The following is a 21,732-nucleotide window of genomic DNA, read 5'->3' as shown; positions in this document are numbered from 1 at the left end:
AAGGAAGATCTGCCGATCCCAAACCTCCCAACCAGACCCCCAGAACTAAGTAGCGACACGCTACTAGGCTCGGCCGGTGGCTGATTGGGAAGCAGTAGGACTGTCCGCCGTGGACGCGCGGGTGTACCAGCAGTTGTTGCGCGATCCCGGCGTACCGGTCGGGCAGCACAGCGAGGTGCTGGAGGTGCCGGTGACGGCGGTCCAGGCGGCAGTCGGCCGGCTGGTCGTGGCGGGGCTGGTGCGCGGCGGATCCGAGGCCGCGCCGGCACCGGTCGACCCGCGCTCCGGGCTCGGCATGCTGGTGCGCGAGCGGCGGGCGGCGCTGGACGGGGTCGCCGCGATGACCGACCAGCTCGCCCGCGAGTTCAGCGCCGGGCAGTTGCAGGCCGAGCCGAGCCGCCTGATCGAGATCGCGGTCGGCCGCGACGCGATCGAGGCCCGCATCGACGACATGTTGCGTGGGGCGATCGAACAGGCGGTCGGCACGGACACCCCGCCGTACGTCGCGGACGGCAGTCACCAGGTGTCGAGCGCCGAGCTGGCACTGCTGGATCGTGGCGTCCGGTTCCGGGCGATCTATGCGGCCGGGGTGCTGGACCACCCCGGCTGGGTCGATCGGTTGCGATCGATGGCTGAGCGGGGGGAACAGGCTCGCGTGCTGCCGCAGGTCCCGGTGAAGCTGCTGATCGTCGACGGCCGGACGGCAATCCTCCCGCTGGCCGGCGACGGCGCGTCCACGCCGGGCCAGGCGCGCGCCGTCGTGGTCACGGACTCCGCACTGACCAGCGCACTCCAGGTCCTGTTCGATCAGTTGTGGGGCCAGGCCTCGCCGCTCCGGCTGACGGCGTCCGCCGCCACGGATCCGGTCACGACGCTGATCAACCTGCTCGCCAGCGGCATGAAGGACGAGGCGATCGCCCGCCAGCTCGGCGTCAGCGGCCGGACCTTGCGCCGCCGGATCGCCGAGGTCCAGGACCAGCTCGGCGCCACCAGCCGCTTCCAGGCCGGCCTCCAAGCCGCCCGCCGCGGCTGGCGCTGACCGCTGTCAGGACGACACCCTGAACTTGACGACGACCAGATGCAGGCCCAGCGTGACGGCGAGGACGACGGCCGCGACGCCAAGCAGGCCGCTCGGTGCGGTCCCGGCGGCCAGCGCGACCCCGCCGAGTCCACTACCGAGCGCCGAACCGAGCGAGATCGCGCTGCCGTTGAGGGCCATCACGATCGCGGGCGATTCCGGGGCGAGGCCGGCCAGCCGGACCTGCTGCGGTACGGCGGCGCCGCCGTTGCCGATGCCTTGGGCGAAGAACCAGATCAGGCCGGTCACCGCGACCACGACGGCCGAGGTCAGCATCAGGCCGGCCATGCCGAGGATCGAGTTCAGCACCAGCACGATCAGGACGACGGTGAGCACGCGCGGTGCCGAGAAGCGGTCCGCCAGCCGGCCCGTGATCGCATTGCCCAACGCGCTCATGACGCCGTACCCGAACATGACCGCGATGATCATCCAGGCGGCGGGGAAGGACGGACCGAGGATCAGGACGGCGTACGTGAAGCAGATGAAGCTGCCGCAGAGGATGCCGGTGGTGACGAGCAGAGCGCCGAGCAGCCGGGGCCGGCCGAGCGGGCGAAGCTGGTCGGCAAGCCTTCCCGCGGGGAGGTGCCGGCGAGGCAGGCCGCGCAGGATGCCGGCCAGAGCGATCGCTGCCATCACGGCGACCAGGATCATCGGGTATCGCCAGCTGGACTGCCCGATCACCAGGCCGACCGGTACGCCGAGCGCGGTCGCGGTCAGCAACCCGCCGAGCACGAACGACAAGGCCTTCCCACGATGCCGGACCGGAGTCACCGCGATCACGTACCCGCTGACGGCGGCGTTCAGGAGGCAGCCGCCGAGCGCCGCCACCACCCGGCCGGCGAACGCGAGCGGGTAGGTCGTCGCGAACCCGACGATCAGGTTGCCGAGGGCGAAGACGGCGAGCGCCGTGGCAATCGTCGTACGGCGTTCCCAACGGCTCGTCAGCGTTCCGAGCACCGGCCCGGCGAAGGCGGCGGTCAGCGCGAAGGCGGACATCAACTGGCCCGCGGCCGCCGCGCTCACGTGCAGGTCCGCGGAGACGGCCGGCAGCAACCCGGTCAGGACGTATCCGTCGATTCCCATCGAGAACGTCGCTACCGCCAGCCAGACCAGCGGCCGGTACGAGAACTCCTGCTCCTCAACGATTCCCGTGGCGCAGGTGTTCGTCACTCGACGACGACTTTTGCGGCGGTGGAGGAGCGCGAGACGATCAGGTGGAGGGTGACGGTGATGGCGAGGACGACGGAGGCGACGCCGAGCAGACCGTTCGGGGGAAGGCCGGTGGTGAGGGCCACGCCGCCGAGACCGCTGCCCAGCGCGGAGCCGAGGGAGATGGCGCTGCCGTTCAAGGCCATCACGATCGCGGCGGACGCGGGGGCGAGCGCTCCGAGGCGGGCCTGCTGGGGGACGGCGGCGCCCCCGTTGCCGACGCCGGCGACGAAGAACCAGAGCAGGCCGAGCACCGTGACCAGGACGGCCGGAGAGAGCATCAGCCCGGTCATTCCCAGGACCGAGTTCAGCAGGAGTCCGGTCAGAACCACGGTGAGCACGCGCACAGGGGTGAAACGGTCGGTCAGCCGGCCCGTGACCGCGTTCCCGACCATGCTGGCGACGCCGTACCCGAACATGACCGCGATGATCATCCAGTCAGCGCCGAGGTGCGGGCCGAGGATCAGCACCGCGTAGGTGAAGCAGGTGTAGCTGCTGCAGAGGATGCCGGTCGTGACGAGCAGCGCGGCGAGCAGCCGGGGTTGACCGAGCGGGCGGAGCCGGTCGGCGAGCGACGCGGCCGGGAGGTGCAGGCGGGGAAGCCCGATCATGATGCCGACGAGCGCGATGCTGCCGACCACGGCGACCATGATCAGCGGGAACCGCCAGCTGGACTGTCCGATGACCAGCCCGACCGGTACGCCGAGCGCGGTCGCGACCATCCAGCCGCCGAGTACGAAGGACAACGCCTTGCCGTGATGCTGGACCGGCGTCATCGCGATCACGTAGCCCAGGACGGCGGCGTTGAGCAGCGAACCGCCGAGCGCCGCCACGACCCGGCCACTCAGCGCGATCGGGTAGTTCTGCGCCAGTCCGACGATCAGGTTGCCGAGCACGAAGACGCCGAGCGCCAGGACGATCGTTGTACGCCGTTCCCAGCGGCTTGTCACCGTCGAGAGCACCGGTCCGGCCAGTGCCGCGGTCAGCGCGAAGACCGTCATCAGCTGCCCGGCGGCCGCCGTACTGACGCCCAGGTCCGCGGCGATGGCCGGCAGTAGACCCGCCAGCACGTAACCGTCGATCCCCATCGAGAACGTCGCGACCGCCAGCCACACGAGCGGCCGGTACGAGAATTCCTGCTCCTCCGCCGGTCCGGCGGCACGCGTCTCCGTCACCCCTGCAATGGAACCCTGTCCCACCCACTAAGGGCAACCCAAATCTGATCAAATCTGTCCCGAGCGTCGATTAACGGCGCAAATGTGATCGTTATGGCGGCTGGATGCCGTAGTCGTGGATCTTGCGGTAGATGGTGGCGCGGGACATGCCGAGGGACTTCGCGGCCCGGCCCTTGTGCCCGTCGTTGGCGACCAGGCTGCGGATGATCGCGTCGCGTTCGAGGGCCTCGAGCTGGCTGAGGCTGCGGCGGCTGATCGCCTGGACCCGGGCCGGAAGGTCCGCGGGCGTGATCACCCCGGTCCGGCGGCGCCGCAGGACGACCTGCTTCAGGACCTGGCACAGCTCGGCGGTGTTGCCCTGCCACGACGATCGCATCAGCTGCTGCATCGCCTCCGGTGCGCAGGTCAGCTCACCGTGACTCAACTGGTTGAGGAAGTACGGAACCAGCTCGCGGACGTCTTCGACGTGATGCCGCAGCGGCGGCACCTCGACGGTGAGCGGGAACAAGGTCAGCAGGTCCCCGAGGTCCGAGGGCTCTGTGTCGTCGGAGGTGAGCGTGAGCGCGATCCATGGTGGATCGGACGGCCGGCGCTCGAGAACGCCGTACAGGGCCTCGACGGTCGCGTCCACGCCGGCCGCGTCGAGTCGCTCGACGTGCCGGATCACCAGCGTCTGCACTGAATCGTCGGCCAGCTCGGCCTCCAGTTCGGCGCCGAAACCATCGCCCGTCCGGGCGGCGTCCAGCACGTGGAACAAGCCGGCCGGGTTGTTCTGGTGATGGGCGGCTCGGGCGAGCGCGACCTTGCCGACGCCCCGCTCACCGGTGAGCACCACCCATTGCCCGACCCGGTATGCGTTGTCGACCTCACGACTACTCCCGAGCCACGGCGCACTGTGGCCGACCAGTCCGGGCAGGACAGGACGCGGCGGCGGGCGATGGCCGATAGACGGTGTCCCGCGGTCCAGTCCGGAGTTGTGCGGGCTGACCTGGATGATCCCCGCACCACCTCGACCACCGACCGGCACCGGGCGGCAGGTGATCCGGACCCGATTGCCGGTGGGCAACTCCGCGACGACCGCGTCGGAGCCGCCACGAGCCAGCATCTCCACGGCGTGCCCGAGCACCGCGCGCTGATCCGCGGTATCGAGGGACTGCCGGGCCATGGCGTTCATCAGCAGCAGGTCTTCGTCGACCGCGAGGACCATGTCGCCGAGCCGGCGGCTGCTTTGCAGGTACGCCTCCAGCAGCGTCAGTTCCCGGGGCGAGCTGTCCTTTAGCAGGGCCGACCGGATGTTCTCCGCCGTCGTCTTGGCGAGCGCCATCAGCAGCGAGCCGGCGTCCTTGCGCCAGCAGGTCAGGTCGATCGCGCCGACCGTCTTGCCGGTGATCGGGTGCCGGATCGGTACGCCGGCGCAGGCCAGGTCCTCCAGGTCCTCGGCGTAGTGCTCATGGCCGAAGACGTGCATCGGGCCGCCGCCTTCGAGCGCGGTGCCGATCCCGTTCGTGCCGGCGAACTCCTCGGCATAGCTGAAACCCGGCGCGAGGTAGACCTTGTCGAGGTGCCGGCTCAGTTCCCGGTCCGCGGTCAGGCGCTGCAGGACCAGGCCGGTCCGGTCGGTGAGGATGACGCTGATCGGCTGACCGTCGAGATTCTCGTGCAACTGCTGCAGCACCGGGAGCGCGCTGCGGGTCAGTGGGATGTCGAGGTCGGGGTCCTCGACGAAGGGCAGGGTGATCCGGTCCGCGGGCAGGTTCCAGTGCCGGCTCGATCGCACCCAGGACGCGAGGATCGGCGGCCGGACGTCTTGCGGCCGGACCGGTTCGAGGGTGAGGAAGTTCAGCCGGGCCGTTGCGGCTCGGCGACTGTCCTCGGTCGAAGGGGTGAATTCGTCCACGAAGCCTCCCGACACCAGGCAGGGAGAGCGGATCCGCTCGGGTCCCACCCAGTCACATCGCAGTTCGAGACTAGTACAGCCAGCCACAAGCGGTGTCTCAGATTGAGACAACCAGCCGCGGTTTCCGGGCTTGTGATGCGAGGAGGGCGATCAGGAGGTTCCGATGGAGAACGGTATCCCGAGCCAGGAGTCGTACAACCCGTGGACCGTCGTGCATCTCGTCTTCGAACACCTGGCCGACGCCGGCCTCCATCCGGTCCTCGGCGCGACCGGGCACCCGGGCGAGCCGGCCGCCGAACTGCTGCGGTGCCTCGGCATCCACCCTGATCCGCAAGGCGATCAGCGTCTCGCGCAGGAGAAGGACGCCCGGCTGGCCGAGCTCCGGCAGGCAATGTTCGGCGAGCCGTGAAGTCTGTGACGCGCATCTCAATTTGAGACCTCTCCGCGGTGGCAGCGGGCATGTACTGCAAGAACAGTCGGCCACGCGAGCGGGAGGAGTGCCATGAGTCGCCAGAGTGTGGCGAGGGCCCACCAGAAGATCCAGGAGTTGTCCTGGGAACCGGCGTATCACGAGCCGGTCTCCCAGTACGGAACCGACTACACGTTCCAGAAGGCACAGAAGAAGGACCCGCTGAAGCAGGTCCTGCGGTCGTACTTCCCGATGCAGGAGGAGAAGGACCACCGGGTGTACGGCGCCTCGGACGGCGCGATCCGCGGCAACATGTTCCGCCAGGTGCAGGAGCGCTGGCTGGAGTGGCAGAAGCTCTTCCTCAGCATCATTCCGCTGCCGGAGATCTCCGCCGCCCGGGCGATGCCGCTGCTCTTCCGGACGGTGCCGAACCCTGAGCTGCACAACGGCCAGGCGATCCAGATGATCGACGAGGTCAGGCACTCGACGATCCAGCAGAACCTCAAACGCTTGTACATGAACAACTACATCGACCCGGCGGGGTTCAACTCGAGCCTGCGAGACTTCCAGAGCGACTACTGCGGCACGATCGGGCGTCAGTTCGCCGAAGGCTTCATCACCGGTGACGCGATCACCGCGGCGAGCATCTACCTGACCATCGTGGCCGAGACGGCGTTCACGAACACGCTGTTCGTCGCCATGCCGGCCGAGGCGGCCGCGAACGGCGACTACCTGTTGCCGACGGTGTTCCACTCGGTGCAGTCCGACGAGTCGCGGCACATCAGCAACGGGTACGCGACGCTGCTGATGGCACTCGCCGACGAGGGCAACCACCAGCTGCTCGCCCGCGACCTGCGGTACGCGTGGTGGAACAACCACCGCGTCGTCGACGCCGCGATCGGCACGTTCATCGAGTACGGCACGAAGGACCGGCGCAAGGACCGCGAGAGCTACGCCGAGATGTGGCGCCGGTGGATCTACGACGACTACTACCGCAGCTACCTCGTCCCGCTGGAGAAGTACGGCCTCGAGATCCCGCACGACCTGATCGAGGAGTCCTGGAACCAGATCTGGAACAAGGGCTACGTGCACGAGGTCGCCCAGTTCTTCGCCACCGGCTGGCTCGCCAACTACTGGCGGATCGACCCGATGACGGACAAGGACTTCGAGTGGTTCGAGTACAAGTACCCGGGCTGGTACGACAAGTACGGCGCGTGGTGGGAGAACTACAACCGGCTGTCGATGCCGAACGGGCACAAGCCGATCGTGTTCGAGGACGTCGACTACGAGTACCCGCACCGGTGCTGGACCTGCATGGTCCCGTGCCTGGTCCGCGAGGACATGGTGATGGCCAAGGTCGACGGCCAGTGGCGGACCTACTGCCACGAGATGTGCAAGTGGACCGACGAGACCGCCTTCCGGCCGACGTACCAGGGCCGGCAGACGCCGAACATGGGCCAGCTGATCGGCCACCGCGAGTGGGAGACCCTGTACCACGGCTGGAACTGGGCCGACGTGGTCTCCGACATGGGATTCGTCCGTGACGACGGCAAGACGATGGTCGCGCAGCCACACCTCAACCTCGACCCGAGCAAGATGTGGACGCTGGACCACCTGCGCAAGTGCCCGCCGCTGGCGAGCCCGAACGTCCTGCTGAACGAGATGAGTGACGACGAGCGGACAGCGTTCGCCGCCCGCTACGTACGCGGAGGCCCTGCCGGACGGGCACCGGCCGACGCCTGAACCCCTCCAAGGGGCGGGTGGGTGCGCCTGGTACCCGCCCGCCCCGATTCATCCCCTCGACCAGCAGCAGGAGCCATGGGCGAGAAGCATGTCGTGAGATTCGAACCTGTCGGCATCGAGATCGAGGTCGACGAGGACCAGACGATCCTGCGCGCCGCGGCGGAGCAGGGCGTGATGCTGATGCACGGCTGCAAGGAGGGACAGTGCTCGTCCTGCAAGTCCTTCGTCCTGGACGGGGATGACATCGAGCTCGATCGGTACTCGACGTTCGCACTGCCGGAGTACGAGCTGGACGAGGGCTACACCTTGTTGTGCCGCGCGCATCCGTACGAGGACCTCACGATCGAGTTGCTCAACTACGACGAGGACATGATCCGTTCCGGGTTGCCGATCCAGGAACGCAGCGCCGAGGTGGTCGCGATCACGCCGGTCACCCACGACCTGCGCCATCTCGTCCTGAAGCTGGTGGATCCCGGCGAGCTGAAGTTCTTCCCCGGCCAGTACGTCGACTTCCAGGTGCCGGGCTGGGACGCCACTCGCTCGTTCTCGATGGCGAACACGTCCAGCCGGGAGAGCGGTCAGCTGGAGTTCGTCATCAAGGTCTACCCGGGCGGCATCTTCTCGGAGTTCCTCGACCGGAAACTACAGGTCGGTCACCGGCTGGAGCTTTCCGGGCCGTTCGGGGTCTTCACCCTGCGGGACAACCCCGACGCCCGGCTGATCTTTCTGGGCGGCGGGGCCGGGATGGCGCCGATCCTGGCGCTGCTGCGGTCGATGGCCGAGCGGGGGATCGACCGACCCACGACGTACTACTACGGTGCCCGCACCCGCCGGGACCTGTGCTTCGACGACGAGTTCCGGCGGCTCGAGGAGACGCTGCCACGGTTCCGCTACGTGCCGGCGCTGTCCGAGGACGAGTGGGACGGGGAGGTCGGTCTGATCACCGATGTCGTCCGCCGGCACGAGCCGGACCTGACCGGGGCCGACGCCTACGTGTGTGGGCCGCCACCGATGGTCGAGGCCGCGATCCCGATGCTCGAGGGCCTGGGTGTCGTCACGAAGCGCATCTACTACGACAAGTTCACCACGACCGGCGACGCCGGTGACTCGAAGGTGCTGGAGGCAGAGAGCCGATGACCACCACACAAGACTCCGCCGCAGAGCGGAGCGTGCCGAAGCCGGTCTTCACCGACGCCGAAGCTGGCGCTCGCGTGTTCCCGGACTCGGATTCACGGCGGTACAACTACTACACGCCGCAGAAGCGCAAGCAGAGCCACTACGAGGACGTGACCGTCGAGGTCCAACCGGATCCGCGGCACTACCTCACCCAGGGCTGGCTGTACGGGTTCGCCGACGGGCGCGGCGGGTATCCGCTGGACTGGACCGTGCTGAAGGCGTGGGGCTCGGACAAGCCCGAGCCGCAGCGCGGAATAGGCACCGGCGGCATGATCGTCAAGGAGTGGCCGGCGACCGGCTGGCACGAGTTCCGCGACCCGAACGAGGAGTGGGAGCTCACGCTCTACCGCTACAACTCCAACGTGGTCCGTCAGGTCACCCAGAACGTCGAGGCCGCCAAGCAGTCGAAGGCCTTCGAGCAGTGGAACACCAACTGGGTGCGCTTCGTCGAGCACCACATCGGCGCCTGGATGCACGTGGACCACGGTCTCGGCCTCTACCTGTACGCCAACGCGAACCGGCGTGCGCCGACGAACATGCACAACAACGCGATCTCGGTGAACAGCATGCACCGGATCCGCGCCGCGCAGGACCTCGCGCTGTACAACCTGACCCTGTCCGAGGAGATCGACGGCTTCGACGGCAGTGCCCACCTGGAGACGTGGAAGTCCGACCCGGCCTGGCAGGGCGTGCGCGACCTCGCCGAGCGGCTGACCGCGATCGACGACTGGTGTGAGGCGATCTTCGCCGCGAACGTCGTGTTCGAGCCGCTCGTCGGCGAACTGTTCCGCAGCCAGCTGGTCCAGCAGGCCGCGCCCAGGAACGGCGACTTCGTCACGCCGACCGTGATCGGCGCCGCCGAGTACGACTTCGCCGAGCGCGACCTGCGCTACACGACGGCGATGTTCGAGCTGCTCACCAACGACCGTGAGTTCGCCGACCACAACAAGTCGATCATGCAGGACTGGACCGCGGACTGGACCTCGCGTTCGTTGGAGGCGGCCCGCAAACTGCAGCCACTGTGGTCGCAGCCGGATGCGAAACCGCCACGGTTCGAGGACGGCCTCGACCGGGTCAAGAGCCGGTTCAGCGGCATCCTCGTCTCGTTGGGCCTCGAAGAACCGAAGGAGTTGGCACTGTGACCACGCTCAAGGCAGTCCACGAGAGCCCCTTCAAGTCCGACAGCACCGCCTCCAACCGGGCCGGCGTCACGCTGATGAACAACCAGGTCGGCGCGGTCGTGGCCGAGGTGATGCGCGGCAAGGAGAACGTGACCGTGACGCCGCTGCCGTCGATGATCCGCGTCGACGCGGTCGGCCGGATGGACTTCGTCTACGACGACATCTCCGAGGCGCTCGGCGAGGAGCCCGGGTACTTCGACCAGGCCGAGTTCGAGGAGAACATGTCGACCCACTACGGGCGCATGGTCCACCTCGACGACCGGACCATCATGTTCGCCAATCCGGAGGACGCGGCCGAGTACATCGGCTTCGACCTTTCTGCAGTCTGACTTGTACCTGGAGGGGACCGTGTACGAGAAGAACGGTGAGAAGTACTACGTCGTCGACAGCCACATGCATTTCTGGGACGCGGGACCGGACAACTGGGTGCCGGGCGCGGAACAGTACGCGAAGGGCTGGATCGAGTGCTTCCACGCCTACCAGAGTCTCGGGCCGAAGGAGACCCACTGGACCATCGAGAAGTTCATGAAGTACTCCGAGGACGACCTGATGAAGGACGTCTTCGAGGACGGCTACGTGGACGTCGCGGTGTTCCAGCCGACGTACCTGAAGGAGTGGTACAAGGACGGGTTCAACACCACCGAGAAGAACGCCGCGCTGGGTGAGAAGCACCCGGGCATGTTCGTCCACAACACTCGGTTCGACCCGCGTGACGGCGACCCCGGGCTGGAGGACCTGAAACGCAACGTCGACCGGTACGGCTCGCGCGGTGTGAAGCTCTACACCGCGGAGTGGAACTCCGGGTCGCGTGGCTACAAGCTCACCGACCCCGCGGCGTACCGCTACCTGGAGAAGGCCCAGGAGCTCGGGATCAAGAACATCCACGTCCACAAGGGCCCCACGATCTGGCCGCTGGACAAGGACGCGTTCGACGTCTCCGACGTCGACCACGCCGCGACGGACTTCCCCGAGCTCAACTTCATCGTCGAGCACGTCGGGCTGCCGCGGATCGAGGACTTCTGCTTCATGGCGACCCAGGAGCCCAACGTGTACGCCGGTCTGTCCGTCGTCATCGGCGGCCTGATGCACGCCCGGCCGCGGTTCTTCGCGAAGGTGATGGGGGAGCTGCTGTTCTGGGTCGGCGAGGACAAGATGACCTTCGGCAGCGACTACGGCATCTGGGAGCCGAAGTGGCAGATCGAGGGCTTCGTCGACTGGGAGTTCCCCGAAGGCGACGAGTTCACCGACTACCCGCGGCTCGGGGTCGAGGGCAAGAAGAAGATCCTCGGGCTGAACGCGGCCAAGCTGTACGACCTCAAGGTGCCCGACGAGTATCAACTCAAGGAGGCGACGCCGGCCGCGCCTGACGACGCGAAGCTGGTCACGCAGTAATGACGGCTTTGGTGACGGAACGGTCCAGGGCGGCGCTCACCGCCCTGGACGCGGTTCGGGATCCGGAGCTGGACGAGCCGATCACGACGCTGGGGTTCGTGTCCACCTGCGTCGTGTCGGCGGCCGGCGATGCCGTCGTGCGGCTGCGCCTGCCGACGTACTTCTGTGCGCCGAACTTCGCCTTCCTGATGGTCGCCGACGCGTACGACGTGGTGTCCGCGCTGCCCGAGGTCCGCACGGCCGATGTGGCGCTCGAGGATCACTTCGCGGCCGATCAGATCAACGCCGGGGTCGCGGCCCGGGCGGGCTTCGTCGCGTCGTTCGCGGGTGAGGCGGTCGACGAACTGGACGAGCTGCGGCGGACCTTCGTGACCAAGGCGATGCTGGCCGGAACCGACCAGGTGTGCCGGCAACTCATGGCCGCCGGCACCGATCGGGCGGACCTGGCCGGCCTGACGCTGGGCGACGTACCGGCATCGACCGAGCTCGACCGGCTGCTGCGGCGGCGGGCCGAGCTCGGACTGCGGACGGACCCGGCCGCACCGCTCCTGATCGACCCCGGCACCGGTACCGCGATCACCGGCGCCGGGGCGCCGAAGTATCTGGGCATGGCACGCCTCACCCGGACCGGGATCGAGGCCAACACCGGCATCTGTAGGGGAATGCTGCGGCACCGGTACGCCGAGACCGGTGCAGGCGAGGAGGCAGAGGGATGAAGGCCGTTCGACTGCACGGATACCACCAGCAGCCAGTGGTCGAGGACGTACCGGAACCGGTCGTCAAGGGACCGCTGGATGTGATCATCAAGATCGGCGGCGCCGGCGTGTGCCGCACCGATCTGCACATCATCGAGGGGCAATGGGACGCGGCGATGCACCCGACCCTGCCGTACACGATCGGCCACGAGAACGCCGGCTGGGTGCACGAGATCGGCTCCGCCGTCACCAACGTGCAGGTCGGTGACACGGTCATCCTGCACCCGACACCGACGTGCGGCCTCTGCCAGGCCTGCCGCGCCGGGAACGACATGCATTGCTCCAACAGCACGTTCCCGGGCCTCGACAGCGACGGCGGGATGGCGGAGTACCTCCTCACCTCCGCACGCGCCTGCGTGAAGCTCGACCCGACCACCCGGCCGGAGGACGTGGCGGCCCTCGCCGACGCCGGCATCACGGCGTACCACGCGGTCCGCAAGGCGATCCCGCTGCTGCCACCCGGTACGACGTGTGTCGTGATCGGCGCGGGTGGTCTCGGGCACATCGGCGTGCAGTGCCTGGCGGCGCTGACCGCGACCCGGATCATCGTCGTCGACCGCAACCCCGAGGCGCTCAAGTTGGCCGAGCAGCTCGGCGCGGACCAGACGGTGGTTGCCGATGGCAATCAGGTCCAGGCCGTGCTCGACCTCACCGGCGGCGCCGGGGCGAACGTCGTACTGGACTTCGTCGCCGAGCAGGGCGCCGAGCAGGACGGCTTCGCGATGACGGCGGCCGGCGGTTCGTACTTCGTCATCGGGTACGGCGGCCAGGTGCAGATCCCGACCCTCGACATCATCTCGACCGAGCGGAACATCGTCGGCAACATCGTCGGCACGTTCAACGAACTGACCGAGCTGATGGCGCTCGCGCAGGCCGGCAAGGTCACGCTGCACACCCGGACCTATCCGCTCGCCGCGGCCGCCGAGGCGGTCGCCGATCTCGACGCCGGCCGGGTCCGCGGCCGCGCGATCCTCGTTCCATAAGTTGCCTGACAACGACGAGTCACGACCCCGGGAGGGCCCTGATGGCCAAGGAACTGCGATTCGGTGAGAACGCCCGCGACCTGCTGCTGGCCGGCGTCGACCAGTTGGCGGACGCGGTGAAGTCGACACTTGGCCCCAAGGGCCGCAACGTGATCCTGGAGAAGATCACCGGATCGCCGGTGGTCACCAACGACGGCGTCACGATCGCGCGGGAGATCTTCCTGAAGAACCAGTTCGAGAACATGGGTGCCCAGCTGGTCAAGGAAGCGGCGATCAAGACCAACGACATCGTCGGCGACGGCACCACCACCGCGACCGTGATCGCCCAGGCGATCATCCGCGAGGGCATGGCCGCGATCGGCACCGGTGGCAACCCCGTCCTGGTGAAGCGGGGCATCGATCTGGCCGTCGGCAAGCTGGTCGAGCGGTTGCGCGAGGTCGCCCACCCGGTCGAGACCGAGCTGGACTTCGCCCGGGTGGCGGCGATCTCGGCGAACGACGACGACCTCGTCGGCGCGGCGATCGCGAAGGCCCTGTTCACGATCGGGGACGGCGGCATCGTCACGGTCGAGGAGTCGGCCACGCACGGCATGGGCGTCGACTTCGTCGAGGGATTCGAGTTCGACAACGGGTACCTCTCGCCGTACATGGTGACGGATCCGGGCAGCCTGCAGGCCAACCTCGACGACCCGTACATCCTGTTGTGCAGCGAGAAGATCACCAAGGTTCAGGAGATCATGCCGCTGCTGGACAAGATCATGCGTGAGCCGCGACCGCTGGTGATCATCGCGGAGAACCTCGAGGGGACCGCGCTCAGCATGCTGGTGCACAACCACGTGAACGGTCTGTTCCAGTGCGTCGCGATCAGGGCACCGGGCTTCGGTGACCGGCGGCTGCACAAGCTGGAGGACATCGCCGCGATCACCGGCGGCGCGGTCTACAGTCGGCACTCCGGTTTCAGCCTCGAGACGATGACCGTCGCCCAGCTGGGCCGCGCGGACCAGGTCCGGGTGAATGCGGATCGTACGGCGATCGTGGCGTCGTCCGGGCGCGAGCAGGAAGTCGCGTTCCGGATCGCGCAGTTGCGTGCCGAGTTGGAGCGTGCGACCTTCGGGGTCGACGAGGACGTGCTGACTGAACGGATCGGTTCCCTGTCCGGCAAGGTCGCGGTCATCCGGGTCGGTGCGCCGACGCCGGCCGAGCTGAAGGAACTCCAGCACCGGGTCGAGGACGCGTTGTCGGCCACCCGGGCCGCGATGGCCGAGGGCATCGTCGCCGGCGGCGGGATGGCATTGCTCCATGCCGCGCCCGCGCTCGACGCCTTGGATGTGAAGGGCGACTACGCGACCGGTGTCGAGATCGTCCGGCGCGCGCTGCGGGAGCCGGCGTACCTGATCGCGACGAACGCCGGCTACTCCGGCGCGGAGGTGCTCGAGCGAACCACCCAGATGGGTGTCGACGACGGCTTCGACGCGCTCGAAGGCCGCTACGGCAACATGCTCGAGATGGGCATCATCGACCCGCTGCGAGTAGCCCGCTCGGCCCTCCAGAACGGCGCTTCGGTCGCGGGTCTGCTGCTCACCACGAACACCCTGGTGGCTGAGGAGCAAACCCCGTGGGGCGGCAGCGCGGCCCTGATGACCGAGTACGGCGCCCTCGACGAAGGACTCCACCAACCATCTCCCGACTCGAGCACACCGCAATCCCTGGGCCTGGGCCCCTCGGTCGGGTGATACACGTCAGTCGTGCGGTTCGGGTTCTCGGGTGGCGCGGACGTACGCGGGAATCGCCAGCCAGAAGGTGACGAACCACGCCAGGACGGCCGCGTCGATGATGATCGCGGCCGTTCTGGACATCACGACGTCGAGCGCGATCAACACGCCACCGCAGATCGCGGCGACCAGGAAGACCAGGCCCGCGCGGGCCAGCCAATCGGTGATGGTGACCAGCCTGTCGCGGAGCCCCTGGCGGTAGACGATGCGATGGAACGACACCGGCGCGAGGAAGAGTGCGACTGCCAGCGCCGAGGCGACCAGCGTGGCGGCGTACACGGTATGCGTGAACCTGTCGGCGGCGTGGAACTGGTTCTGGAAGGCGATGCTCAGCAGGAAGGCGAACAGAATCTGCGTCCCGGTCTGGGCCAGGCGCAGTTCCTGCAGCAGCTCGTTCCAATGGCGATCCAGCTGCTCGCCGGAGTCCTCTTCCTCGCGCTGATAGCGGACCATCGGAGGCTCGCTAACGAGTGCGGGCCGCGCGGGCGGCGATGATGCCGGTTGCCGCCGCGGCACCGGCGGCGATGACACCGGCGAGCGTGCGATGCCGGGACATCCAGAACTCGTAGCTGCGACTCGTCGATCGGTCGTCGAAGGCGCCGTGCGTACCGAAGTCGCGGCCGTCGTAGCCGTCGGCCGGATGCCACAGATTCGCGGCACGGGGGTCTTCGGGCAGGTTCGTCTGCTGCGACTTGTACCCAGTCCGCGCCAGGTAGTGGTCCAGGAGGCCGGCCGCGAACTTGTTGGCGATCACGGTGCCCATGGTCGGTCCGCCGATCCAGTACTCGCGGCGGCGCGGGTGATCCGCGGCGTACACGACAGCGTCGGCGGCCACCTCGGGCTGGTAGATCGGGGGCACCGGCTGGGGGTGTTTGGGCAGTCTGGACAGCACCCAGGAGAACTGCGGTGTGTTGACCGCCGGCATCTGGACCATCGTGACGTGCACGTTGGACTTGTCGTGCAGCAGTTCACTGCGCAACGAGTCGTGGAATCCCTGGACGGCATGTTTGGCTCCGCAGTACGCCGACTGCAGCGGGATACCGCGGTAGGCCAGGGCCGACCCGACCTGCACGATCGTGCCGTGGTCGCGCGGGGCCATCCGGTCCAGGGCGGCACGCGTGCCGTAGACGTAGCCAAGATACGTGACCTCGGTGGCGCGCTTGAACTCGTTCGGATCGATCTGCAGGAACGGTGCGAACACCGAGGTGAACGCGACATTCGCCCAGACGTCGATCGGCCCCAGTTCCGCTTCCACCTGTGCAGCGGCCTTCTCGACCTGCTCGTAGTCGGCGACGTCGACCGGGATCGTCAGCGCCGTACCGCCCGCGGCCTCTACCTCCCGCGCCGCGCCGTCCAGCCCTGCCTCGCCCCGCGCCAGCAGTGCGACCTTGGCACCCCGCCGGCCGAACGCGATCGCGCTCGCCCGCCCGATCCCAGCGCTCGCTCCGGTCACCACGACAACTTGCCGGTCCTTCGGCACCACAGACCTCCTCGGATCACTGTGACGCTCCCGGTACCCAGGTCGAACAGCCTGATGCGGCGCGACGGTTCGTTTGGTCGTCAGCGGTGGGCGAGGTGGCGGAGGAGGGCGGTCAGGCCGGCGGTTTGGTAGTGCCAGAACGTGGTGATGGTGGCGCGGAGGATGGGCTCGGATTCGTTGTGTAGCAGGATTCGGGCGAGGGTGGTGGCGGTGTTCGACCAGATGGACTCGAGGAGGTCCCGGTCGCCTGCTGCGACCGCGTGGGCCGGTAATGCGTTGGCCAGGGCGTCGACGGAGCGGGCCTTCGTCCGTGCGACCACCACCGGCCGGTTGACCGGACGCGGTCGCGTCGTCACCCGCAGCGGAGACAACGCCACCCTGGAAGGCACCCTGTACGACACCGACGACCAGATCATCGCCACCGCGACCGCCACCGCCCTCGTCGTAGACGTTGCCTAGCGCAACAAAAATGAGAGCTCACTGGGCTGCTCGATAACTTTCTTCCCCTGAGGTGCATCTAACAGGTGTCCAAGGGGGCATCGTGAAGTCTCTTCACAGCAAGCGTTCTGTTCATCTGCCGGACGACTACACCGTCCGTCCACCGGAGCCTCGTGATGGCTCGGCGATCTTCGAGCTGCTCTCGGCCTACGACACCGCGGTGAACGGATTCGCCGACTGCACGCTCGACCAAGTCGCCGAGGCCATCGTCGAGCCCGGTTTCGACCGTGGGACCGACGGCTGGCTCGTACTCGCGGACGACGGCCGGCCGGCCGGTTACGCCACCGCGTTCGGCAAGGGCGACCGGAAGGTGGTCGACGTCGAGGTGACGTCGCAGTACCCCATGGTGGCGGACTGGCTGTTGGCGCAGGCGCTGCGCCGTGCGCGCGAGATGGGACGCGAGCGCGGCCACACCGAGATCACCGTCGATTTCTACATTCACCGGGCCGACGAGCCACAACGTGCGCGGTTGTCCGACCACGGTTTCGCCGTTGGTACGACGTACCACCGGATGCGGATCGATCACACCGGAGACGTCGCCGATCCCGCAGTGCCTGAGGGCGTCGTGGTCCGTCGCGGCACATTCGACGCCGCCACCCGCTGGGCGGCACACGAGGTCATCATCGACAGTTTCCGCGGTCAGTTCGGCTTCGTCCCCCGTCCGCACGACGAGTGGGTCGTGGCACTCGAGGCCCAGGCGAGCTTCGACTGGTCCCAGCTGACCCTGCTCGAAGTAGACGGGCGAGCGGTCGCGGTCCGGGTCTGCAACGACGGGTTCGTCGAGCGCGAGAATTGCGGCCATATCGGCATGCTGGGCGTGGTCGAGGAGTTCCGCGGGCGGGGTCTGGCGACGTTCCTGTTGCGCGACGCGTTCGCTCTCGATGCGACCGGCGGACGGACCGGGACGATCCTGCACGTCGACACCAACAACCCGACCCGCGCCCTCGCCCTCTACCTGTCGGTCGGCATGAAGCCCACGCTCATCCTCGACGGCTGGCGCCGCGTCCTTCCCACCACTTAGCTCTCGACCCGCGCGTCAGGGCAGCGATCGCGGCAGGCCGAACGACGGAAGGACGCTGGTGTCGAAGCGGGTCAAGGCGGAGATCCGGTCGCCGGTGACGGTGAGGACGAGGAGACCGGTCCCGTGGCGGATGCCGTCGGTCGGGGCGTAGAGGTAGGTCCCGAACGCCACCTGGCCGTTCGCCCGCGTCGGCACGAGGTCGTACCTGCGGTGGCTGATGATGCTGGCGTAGAAGCGGGACACGGCGTCGCGGCCGTGGTACTCGAGGGGGATCGGCGGCATGGACACGCGAACGTCGTCGGTGAGCAACGCAACCAGCGTGTCGACGTCGCCGGCGCCGTACGCGCGGACGAACCTCGCCACGAGCGCCTGCTCGGCGGGTGAGTTCGGCGCCGGGGCCGAGTGCTCACCGGTCGGCAGGCGGCGCTGCAGGCCGGCGCGGGCGCGTTTGTGCGCGCTGTTGACCGAGACAACGGTCGAGTCGAGCATCTCGGCCACCTCGTCGGCGTGGTAACCGAGCACCTCGCGCAGGATGAGTGCGGCGCGCTGGCGAGCGGGCAGGACCTGCAATGCGGTCACGAACGCCAGCGACAGCGCTTCGGTCTGTTCGTAGCGCGCCTCCGGGCCGAGCGGTCCGTCGATCGCACCCTCGAGCAATGCGTCGGGATAGGGCTCGAGCCACACGACTTCGCTGAACCCGGTCGGCTCCGGCGGTTCGATCTCGGGCACGTCCCACTCCTTGGCCTGGCGTCGCTTGGCCGAGCGGAGCGCGTTGAGGCACCGATTGGTCGCGATCCGGTAGAGCCAGGTCCGGATCGACGCGCGTCCCTCGAATCCATCGAGGCCCTGCCAGGCCGCCAGCAGTGCGTCTTGAAGCGCATCCTCGGCGTCCTGGAAGGAGCCGAGCATCCGGTAGCAGTGGACCAGCAGCTCCCGGCGGTAGGGCTCGGTGAGCTCCTGGAACGCACCGCCGTCGCCGGCCCGCGCCTTGATCATCAGCTCGGTTGTCACCACTCCACCCTCGTGTCACGTCTCCGCAGTCTTGTCCCGCTCACCAGTATCGACACCGGCCGCGCCGCGAACTGGCGGTCGGCGCGCGACCAGTTTCCCGACGCCGTGCTGTCTACCTCCTCGACAGCTCGAAATCCTCAACTAGGAGACGGTGCAATGACAATCGCAGACAAGACAGTGCTGGTCACCGGCGCCAATCGCGGCATCGGTCAGGCACTGGTCGAGGACGCCTTGAGGCGAGGCGCGAGACGGGTGTACGCCGGCACGCGCCGGCCGCTGGTCCACTCGGATGAGCGCGTTACACCTCTCACTCTGGACGTGACCGACGCGACGCAGATTCAGGCGGCGGTCGAGAGCGTCGAATCGCTCGATGTCCTGATCAACAACGCCGGCATAGCGCTGTACGACGACCTCGGCGACCGGGCCGCGATCGAACAGAGCCTCGCCGTCAATCTCTACGGCACGTACGGCGTGACCCAAGCCTTCCTGCCGTTGCTGGTCGGTTCCCGGGGAGCCATCGTCAACGTCTTGTCGGTGATGGCGTTCGCGCCGCTGCCGCTGATTCCGTCGTACTCGATCTCGAAGGCGGCCGCGTTCTCCCTGTCGCAGTCGCTGCGCGGTCTCCTGGCAGGCCGGGGTGTCAGCGTCCATGCTGTCCTGACTGGGCCTGTCGACACCGAGATGTCCCGCGACCTCGACGTACCGAAGGCCTCTCCGGAGAACGTTGCGCGCGCCATCCTCGACGGCGTGGAGAAGGGCGAGGACGACATCTTCCCGGACCCGATGTCTGCGTCCATGGCCGACAGCTGGCGCTCCAGCGCGGCCAAGGCCCTCGAACGCCAGTTCGCCGCCCTCGCACCAGAACCCGCCAAGTCCTCAATGAGGACGGTCGCCTAGTCCTGTTCGGATGCTCCTGTCGCTCGGGCGCTTGTCGACAATCAGACGATCGGAGTCCGGATGCTGTGACAGGTCGGTGGTTTACGCGGCGGGTCGCAGGCGGTCGGTCAGGTAGGTGAGGATCTCGTCTCGTGCTTTCAGGGTGGGGTGGCCGGCCTCGTCGACGAGGTGAGCGGTTACCACGCTGTGGGGTGTCTCGACGACGTCGCGGAAGAAGGGCGGCGCGTTGGTATTCGCCGTACTGCCGGGGAGGACGCGGCCGTCGAACGCGTCGCCGAGAAGGGCTTGGTAGGCGGCGAAGCGCTGGCCGGTGCACCAGCGGTCGTTGTCGAATCGGTAGGCGAGAACGGTCAGCCCGTCGCGGGTGAGGCGGTCCCGGACCGCGATCGCGTCCTCCGCGCTGAGCTCGAGTCCGGCCGGGTCGTCCAGCGGCAGCGACGGGTGGTTGACCACCGGTGCGATGACGGCCGGCTCGAGCGCCATGGTGAGCGCGAAGTTGCCCGTGAAGCACAGCCCGATCGCGCCGACACCAGGACCGCCGCATTCCGCGTGGGCTTGGCGGGCGAGCCCACGCAACCACGAGGTGACCGGACTCGTGCCGCCCCCGGCGAACGCACGGAACTCTGCACTGACGCACGCGCGCCGGACAACTTCCTTGCCTCCCTCGACCGTGGGGTAGGCGCCGTCTGTCCCGAAGAGCGAAGGGACCTGGACGGTGAAGCCCGCGTCTCGCACCCACCGCGCCAGCCGCAGTACGTCGGGGCTGATGCCGGGCATCTCCGGCATCAGGATCACGGCCGGCCCGGCGCCCGCGACGTACACGGTCTTCACCACCCCGTCCACGTCGACGAGTCGGCGGGAGAAGTCCGAGATGCTCATGCGCACAGCCTGAAGCGATGCATCGGCCGGCCGCGAGAGGCGAGATCGCCATAGTTGGCGGTAATCTCGCCAAAGACGTGAGGAGCCGAGGGATGAGCGTCCTGCGGGTTGGCGTGTTGGCCTATCCGGGATGCTTCGCGTCCGAGGTGTACGGCGTACCCGATCTGCTGACCATGGCCACACACGTCGCCGGCCCGGACCAGGTCGGCTACGCGGTGTCGGTCGTGTCGCCTCGCCGGCACGTCGTTGCGTCGGGCGGTGCGCGGTTGGCGGTCTCCGCCGTACGTGACGTCGATGTCCTTGTTGTGCCGGGGTTCGAGCTCGCGCAGGACGTTCATGTCGACGCGACGCTTGCGCCGCTCGGCCCGGAGATCGCGGTGATCCGCTCGCATGTTGCTGCGGGCAACGCAGTGGTATCGATCTGCGTCGGTGCATTCCTGCTCGCGGAGGCGGGCCTTCTCGCGGGGCGCCGAGCTACGACGTCCTGGCTCTTCGCGGACGAATTGGCTCGACGCTGTCCGGACACCGAGGTGCGGCCCGAGCAGCTGGTCGTCACCGACACGGGGGTGACTACGACGGCCGCGTTCAGTGCGATGTACGACTTCGCGCTGGCCCTGATCCGGGAACACCACGGTGCCTCGGTCGCGAGGACGACCGCGAGGGTCGCGCTTGTCGATGACGCGCGTACGTCGCAGACGCCGTACGTCGACGCGACACTCCTGCCGCAGCCGGGAAGCGAGTTCTCCCGAAGGGTCATGCGACACCTCGACCAGAACCTGGCCGACCGCTACGACCTCGTCGCGTTGGCGGCCGCCTTCGATGTCAGTACTCGCACGTTGCTCCGGCGGTTCGCGGCCGAGACCAGGCAGAGCCCGCTCGATTACCTTCAGGCGTCGCGCGTGAGTCGTGCCCGGCATCTCCTGGAGACCACGGACCGGACGATCACCAGCATCTCTACCGCAATCGGGTACAAGAATCCCGGAACGTTTGCGGCTCTCTTCACCAGGCAGCTGGGACAACGTCCGAGCGAGTACCGGGCAGCGTTCCGACGCGGCCGTGACGGCCTTTGATCCAGGGCTCCAGATTGTTGCGTGAGGCCGTTTGGTCGGGGGTACCGGGCGGCTAGTTTCAGTGGTGGTACGGAAGGGTGCCATTTCGGTAAGTCCTTGTTGCGAG

At 67.9% G+C, this 21,732-nt stretch carries 22 protein-coding genes; 14 read left to right on the top strand and 8 right to left on the bottom strand.

The window, feature by feature from the left end:
* Positions 1 to 76 precede the first annotated feature (76 nt).
* Positions 77 to 1,039 (top strand): transcriptional regulator TrmB, encoded by a 963-nt coding sequence (locus ACXC9Q_RS36920; protein ID WP_457061288.1) that lies wholly within the window; start codon positions 77 to 79, stop codon positions 1,037 to 1,039.
* Positions 1,040 to 1,045: 6 nt separating this feature from the next.
* Here the strand turns inward: ACXC9Q_RS36920 and ACXC9Q_RS36915 are convergent, their stop codons facing one another.
* From ACXC9Q_RS36915 to ACXC9Q_RS36905, 3 genes are all read right to left on the bottom strand, one after another.
* The gene (locus tag ACXC9Q_RS36915; protein WP_457061287.1) at positions 1,046 to 2,248 is read right to left on the bottom strand and encodes an MFS transporter; all 1,203 of its coding nucleotides are present in this window, start codon (positions 2,246 to 2,248) and stop codon (positions 1,046 to 1,048) included.
* Positions 2,245 to 3,462: an MFS transporter gene (locus tag ACXC9Q_RS36910; RefSeq protein WP_457061286.1), complete on the bottom strand. Its 1,218-nt coding sequence runs from the start codon at positions 3,460 to 3,462 to the stop codon at positions 2,245 to 2,247. Before ACXC9Q_RS36910 ends, ACXC9Q_RS36915 begins: the two co-directional genes overlap by 4 nt.
* Positions 3,463 to 3,553: 91 nt before the next feature.
* Positions 3,554 to 5,359, bottom strand: a complete 1,806-nt coding sequence (locus ACXC9Q_RS36905; protein ID WP_457061285.1) for a sigma-54-dependent Fis family transcriptional regulator — start codon at positions 5,357 to 5,359, stop codon at positions 3,554 to 3,556.
* Positions 5,360 to 5,522: 163 nt separating this feature from the next.
* Here ACXC9Q_RS36905 and ACXC9Q_RS36900 point away from each other — a divergent pair, with 163 nt between their 5' ends.
* The 9 genes from ACXC9Q_RS36900 (at position 5,523) to groL (ending at position 14,731) form a co-directional block, all read left to right on the top strand.
* The gene (locus ACXC9Q_RS36900; protein WP_457061284.1) at positions 5,523 to 5,768 is read left to right on the top strand and encodes a hypothetical protein; all 246 of its coding nucleotides are present in this window, start codon (positions 5,523 to 5,525) and stop codon (positions 5,766 to 5,768) included.
* Between the two features lie 93 nt (positions 5,769 to 5,861).
* Positions 5,862 to 7,511, top strand: coding sequence for a hypothetical protein (locus ACXC9Q_RS36895; RefSeq protein ID WP_457061283.1), 1,650 nt, complete (start codon positions 5,862 to 5,864; stop codon positions 7,509 to 7,511).
* Positions 7,512 to 7,604: 93 nt separating this feature from the next.
* The gene (locus tag ACXC9Q_RS36890) at positions 7,605 to 8,648 is read left to right on the top strand and encodes an FAD-binding oxidoreductase (protein ID WP_457061282.1); all 1,044 of its coding nucleotides are present in this window, start codon (positions 7,605 to 7,607) and stop codon (positions 8,646 to 8,648) included.
* Complete coding sequence (locus ACXC9Q_RS36885; protein ID WP_457061281.1) at positions 8,645 to 9,829, top strand: hypothetical protein; 1,185 nt, start codon at positions 8,645 to 8,647, stop codon at positions 9,827 to 9,829. The genes ACXC9Q_RS36890 and ACXC9Q_RS36885 overlap by 4 nt, the downstream gene beginning before the upstream one ends.
* The gene (gene mimD, locus ACXC9Q_RS36880; protein WP_457061280.1) at positions 9,826 to 10,197 is read left to right on the top strand and encodes a propane 2-monooxygenase effector subunit MimD; all 372 of its coding nucleotides are present in this window, start codon (positions 9,826 to 9,828) and stop codon (positions 10,195 to 10,197) included. The genes ACXC9Q_RS36885 and mimD overlap by 4 nt, the downstream gene beginning before the upstream one ends.
* Before the next feature lie 19 nt (positions 10,198 to 10,216).
* The gene (locus ACXC9Q_RS36875) at positions 10,217 to 11,260 is read left to right on the top strand and encodes an amidohydrolase family protein (protein ID WP_328523194.1); all 1,044 of its coding nucleotides are present in this window, start codon (positions 10,217 to 10,219) and stop codon (positions 11,258 to 11,260) included.
* Positions 11,261 to 11,271: 11 nt separating this feature from the next.
* Positions 11,272 to 11,976 (top strand): iron-sulfur cluster assembly protein, encoded by a 705-nt coding sequence (locus tag ACXC9Q_RS36870; RefSeq protein WP_457061279.1) that lies wholly within the window; start codon positions 11,272 to 11,274, stop codon positions 11,974 to 11,976.
* The gene (locus ACXC9Q_RS36865) at positions 11,973 to 12,998 is read left to right on the top strand and encodes an NAD(P)-dependent alcohol dehydrogenase (protein ID WP_457061278.1); all 1,026 of its coding nucleotides are present in this window, start codon (positions 11,973 to 11,975) and stop codon (positions 12,996 to 12,998) included. The genes ACXC9Q_RS36870 and ACXC9Q_RS36865 overlap by 4 nt, the downstream gene beginning before the upstream one ends.
* Before the next feature lie 38 nt (positions 12,999 to 13,036).
* Positions 13,037 to 14,731 (top strand): chaperonin GroEL, encoded by a 1,695-nt coding sequence (gene groL / locus ACXC9Q_RS36860; protein ID WP_328526851.1) that lies wholly within the window; start codon positions 13,037 to 13,039, stop codon positions 14,729 to 14,731.
* 6 nt (positions 14,732 to 14,737) lie between these two features.
* Here the strand turns inward: groL and ACXC9Q_RS36855 are convergent, their stop codons facing one another.
* The 3 genes from ACXC9Q_RS36855 to ACXC9Q_RS36845 all read right to left on the bottom strand — a co-directional run bounded on the left by ACXC9Q_RS36855 (position 14,738) and on the right by ACXC9Q_RS36845 (position 16,570).
* Entirely contained in the window at positions 14,738 to 15,223 is a 486-nt protein-coding gene (locus tag ACXC9Q_RS36855; protein ID WP_457061277.1) for a DUF6328 family protein, read from the bottom strand.
* 10 nt (positions 15,224 to 15,233) lie between these two features.
* A complete protein-coding gene (locus ACXC9Q_RS36850) occupies positions 15,234 to 16,250 on the bottom strand; it encodes an SDR family oxidoreductase (RefSeq protein WP_457061276.1) in 1,017 nt (338 codons plus the stop codon).
* An 80-nt stretch (positions 16,251 to 16,330) separates the two neighbouring features.
* Positions 16,331 to 16,570, bottom strand: a complete 240-nt coding sequence (locus ACXC9Q_RS36845; RefSeq protein WP_457061275.1) for a hypothetical protein — start codon at positions 16,568 to 16,570, stop codon at positions 16,331 to 16,333.
* Between the two features lie 10 nt (positions 16,571 to 16,580).
* Between ACXC9Q_RS36845 and ACXC9Q_RS36840 the strand changes: the two genes are divergently transcribed.
* The gene (locus ACXC9Q_RS36840) at positions 16,581 to 16,709 is read left to right on the top strand and encodes a hypothetical protein (RefSeq protein WP_457061274.1); all 129 of its coding nucleotides are present in this window, start codon (positions 16,581 to 16,583) and stop codon (positions 16,707 to 16,709) included.
* A gap of 82 nt (positions 16,710 to 16,791) precedes the next feature.
* Positions 16,792 to 17,769 carry a GNAT family N-acetyltransferase gene (locus ACXC9Q_RS36835; RefSeq protein WP_457061273.1) on the top strand — a complete coding sequence of 326 codons (978 nt, stop codon included), beginning with the start codon at positions 16,792 to 16,794 and terminating at the stop codon, positions 17,767 to 17,769.
* 15 nt (positions 17,770 to 17,784) lie between these two features.
* Here the strand turns inward: ACXC9Q_RS36835 and ACXC9Q_RS36830 are convergent, their stop codons facing one another.
* Positions 17,785 to 18,780 (bottom strand): sigma-70 family RNA polymerase sigma factor, encoded by a 996-nt coding sequence (locus ACXC9Q_RS36830; RefSeq protein ID WP_457061272.1) that lies wholly within the window; start codon positions 18,778 to 18,780, stop codon positions 17,785 to 17,787.
* Between the two features lie 156 nt (positions 18,781 to 18,936).
* Between ACXC9Q_RS36830 and ACXC9Q_RS36825 the strand changes: the two genes are divergently transcribed.
* On the top strand, positions 18,937 to 19,677 hold the full coding sequence (locus ACXC9Q_RS36825; RefSeq protein WP_457061271.1) for an SDR family NAD(P)-dependent oxidoreductase: 741 nt from the start codon (positions 18,937 to 18,939) through the stop codon (positions 19,675 to 19,677).
* An 81-nt stretch (positions 19,678 to 19,758) separates the two neighbouring features.
* On the opposite strand, the gene ACXC9Q_RS36820 is transcribed toward ACXC9Q_RS36825, so the two are convergent.
* Positions 19,759 to 20,556, bottom strand: coding sequence for a dienelactone hydrolase family protein (locus ACXC9Q_RS36820; RefSeq protein WP_457061270.1), 798 nt, complete (start codon positions 20,554 to 20,556; stop codon positions 19,759 to 19,761).
* Positions 20,557 to 20,648: 92 nt separating this feature from the next.
* On the opposite strand from ACXC9Q_RS36820, the gene ACXC9Q_RS36815 reads away from it, so the two are divergent.
* Entirely contained in the window at positions 20,649 to 21,626 is a 978-nt protein-coding gene (locus ACXC9Q_RS36815; RefSeq protein WP_457061269.1) for a GlxA family transcriptional regulator, read from the top strand.
* Positions 21,627 to 21,732: the final 106 nt, after the last annotated feature.

Source organism: Kribbella sp. CWNU-51 (assembly GCF_054073265.1).
The sequence above is the reverse complement of the archived record's forward strand: the minus strand, read 5'-3'. Positions and strand labels throughout refer to the sequence as shown.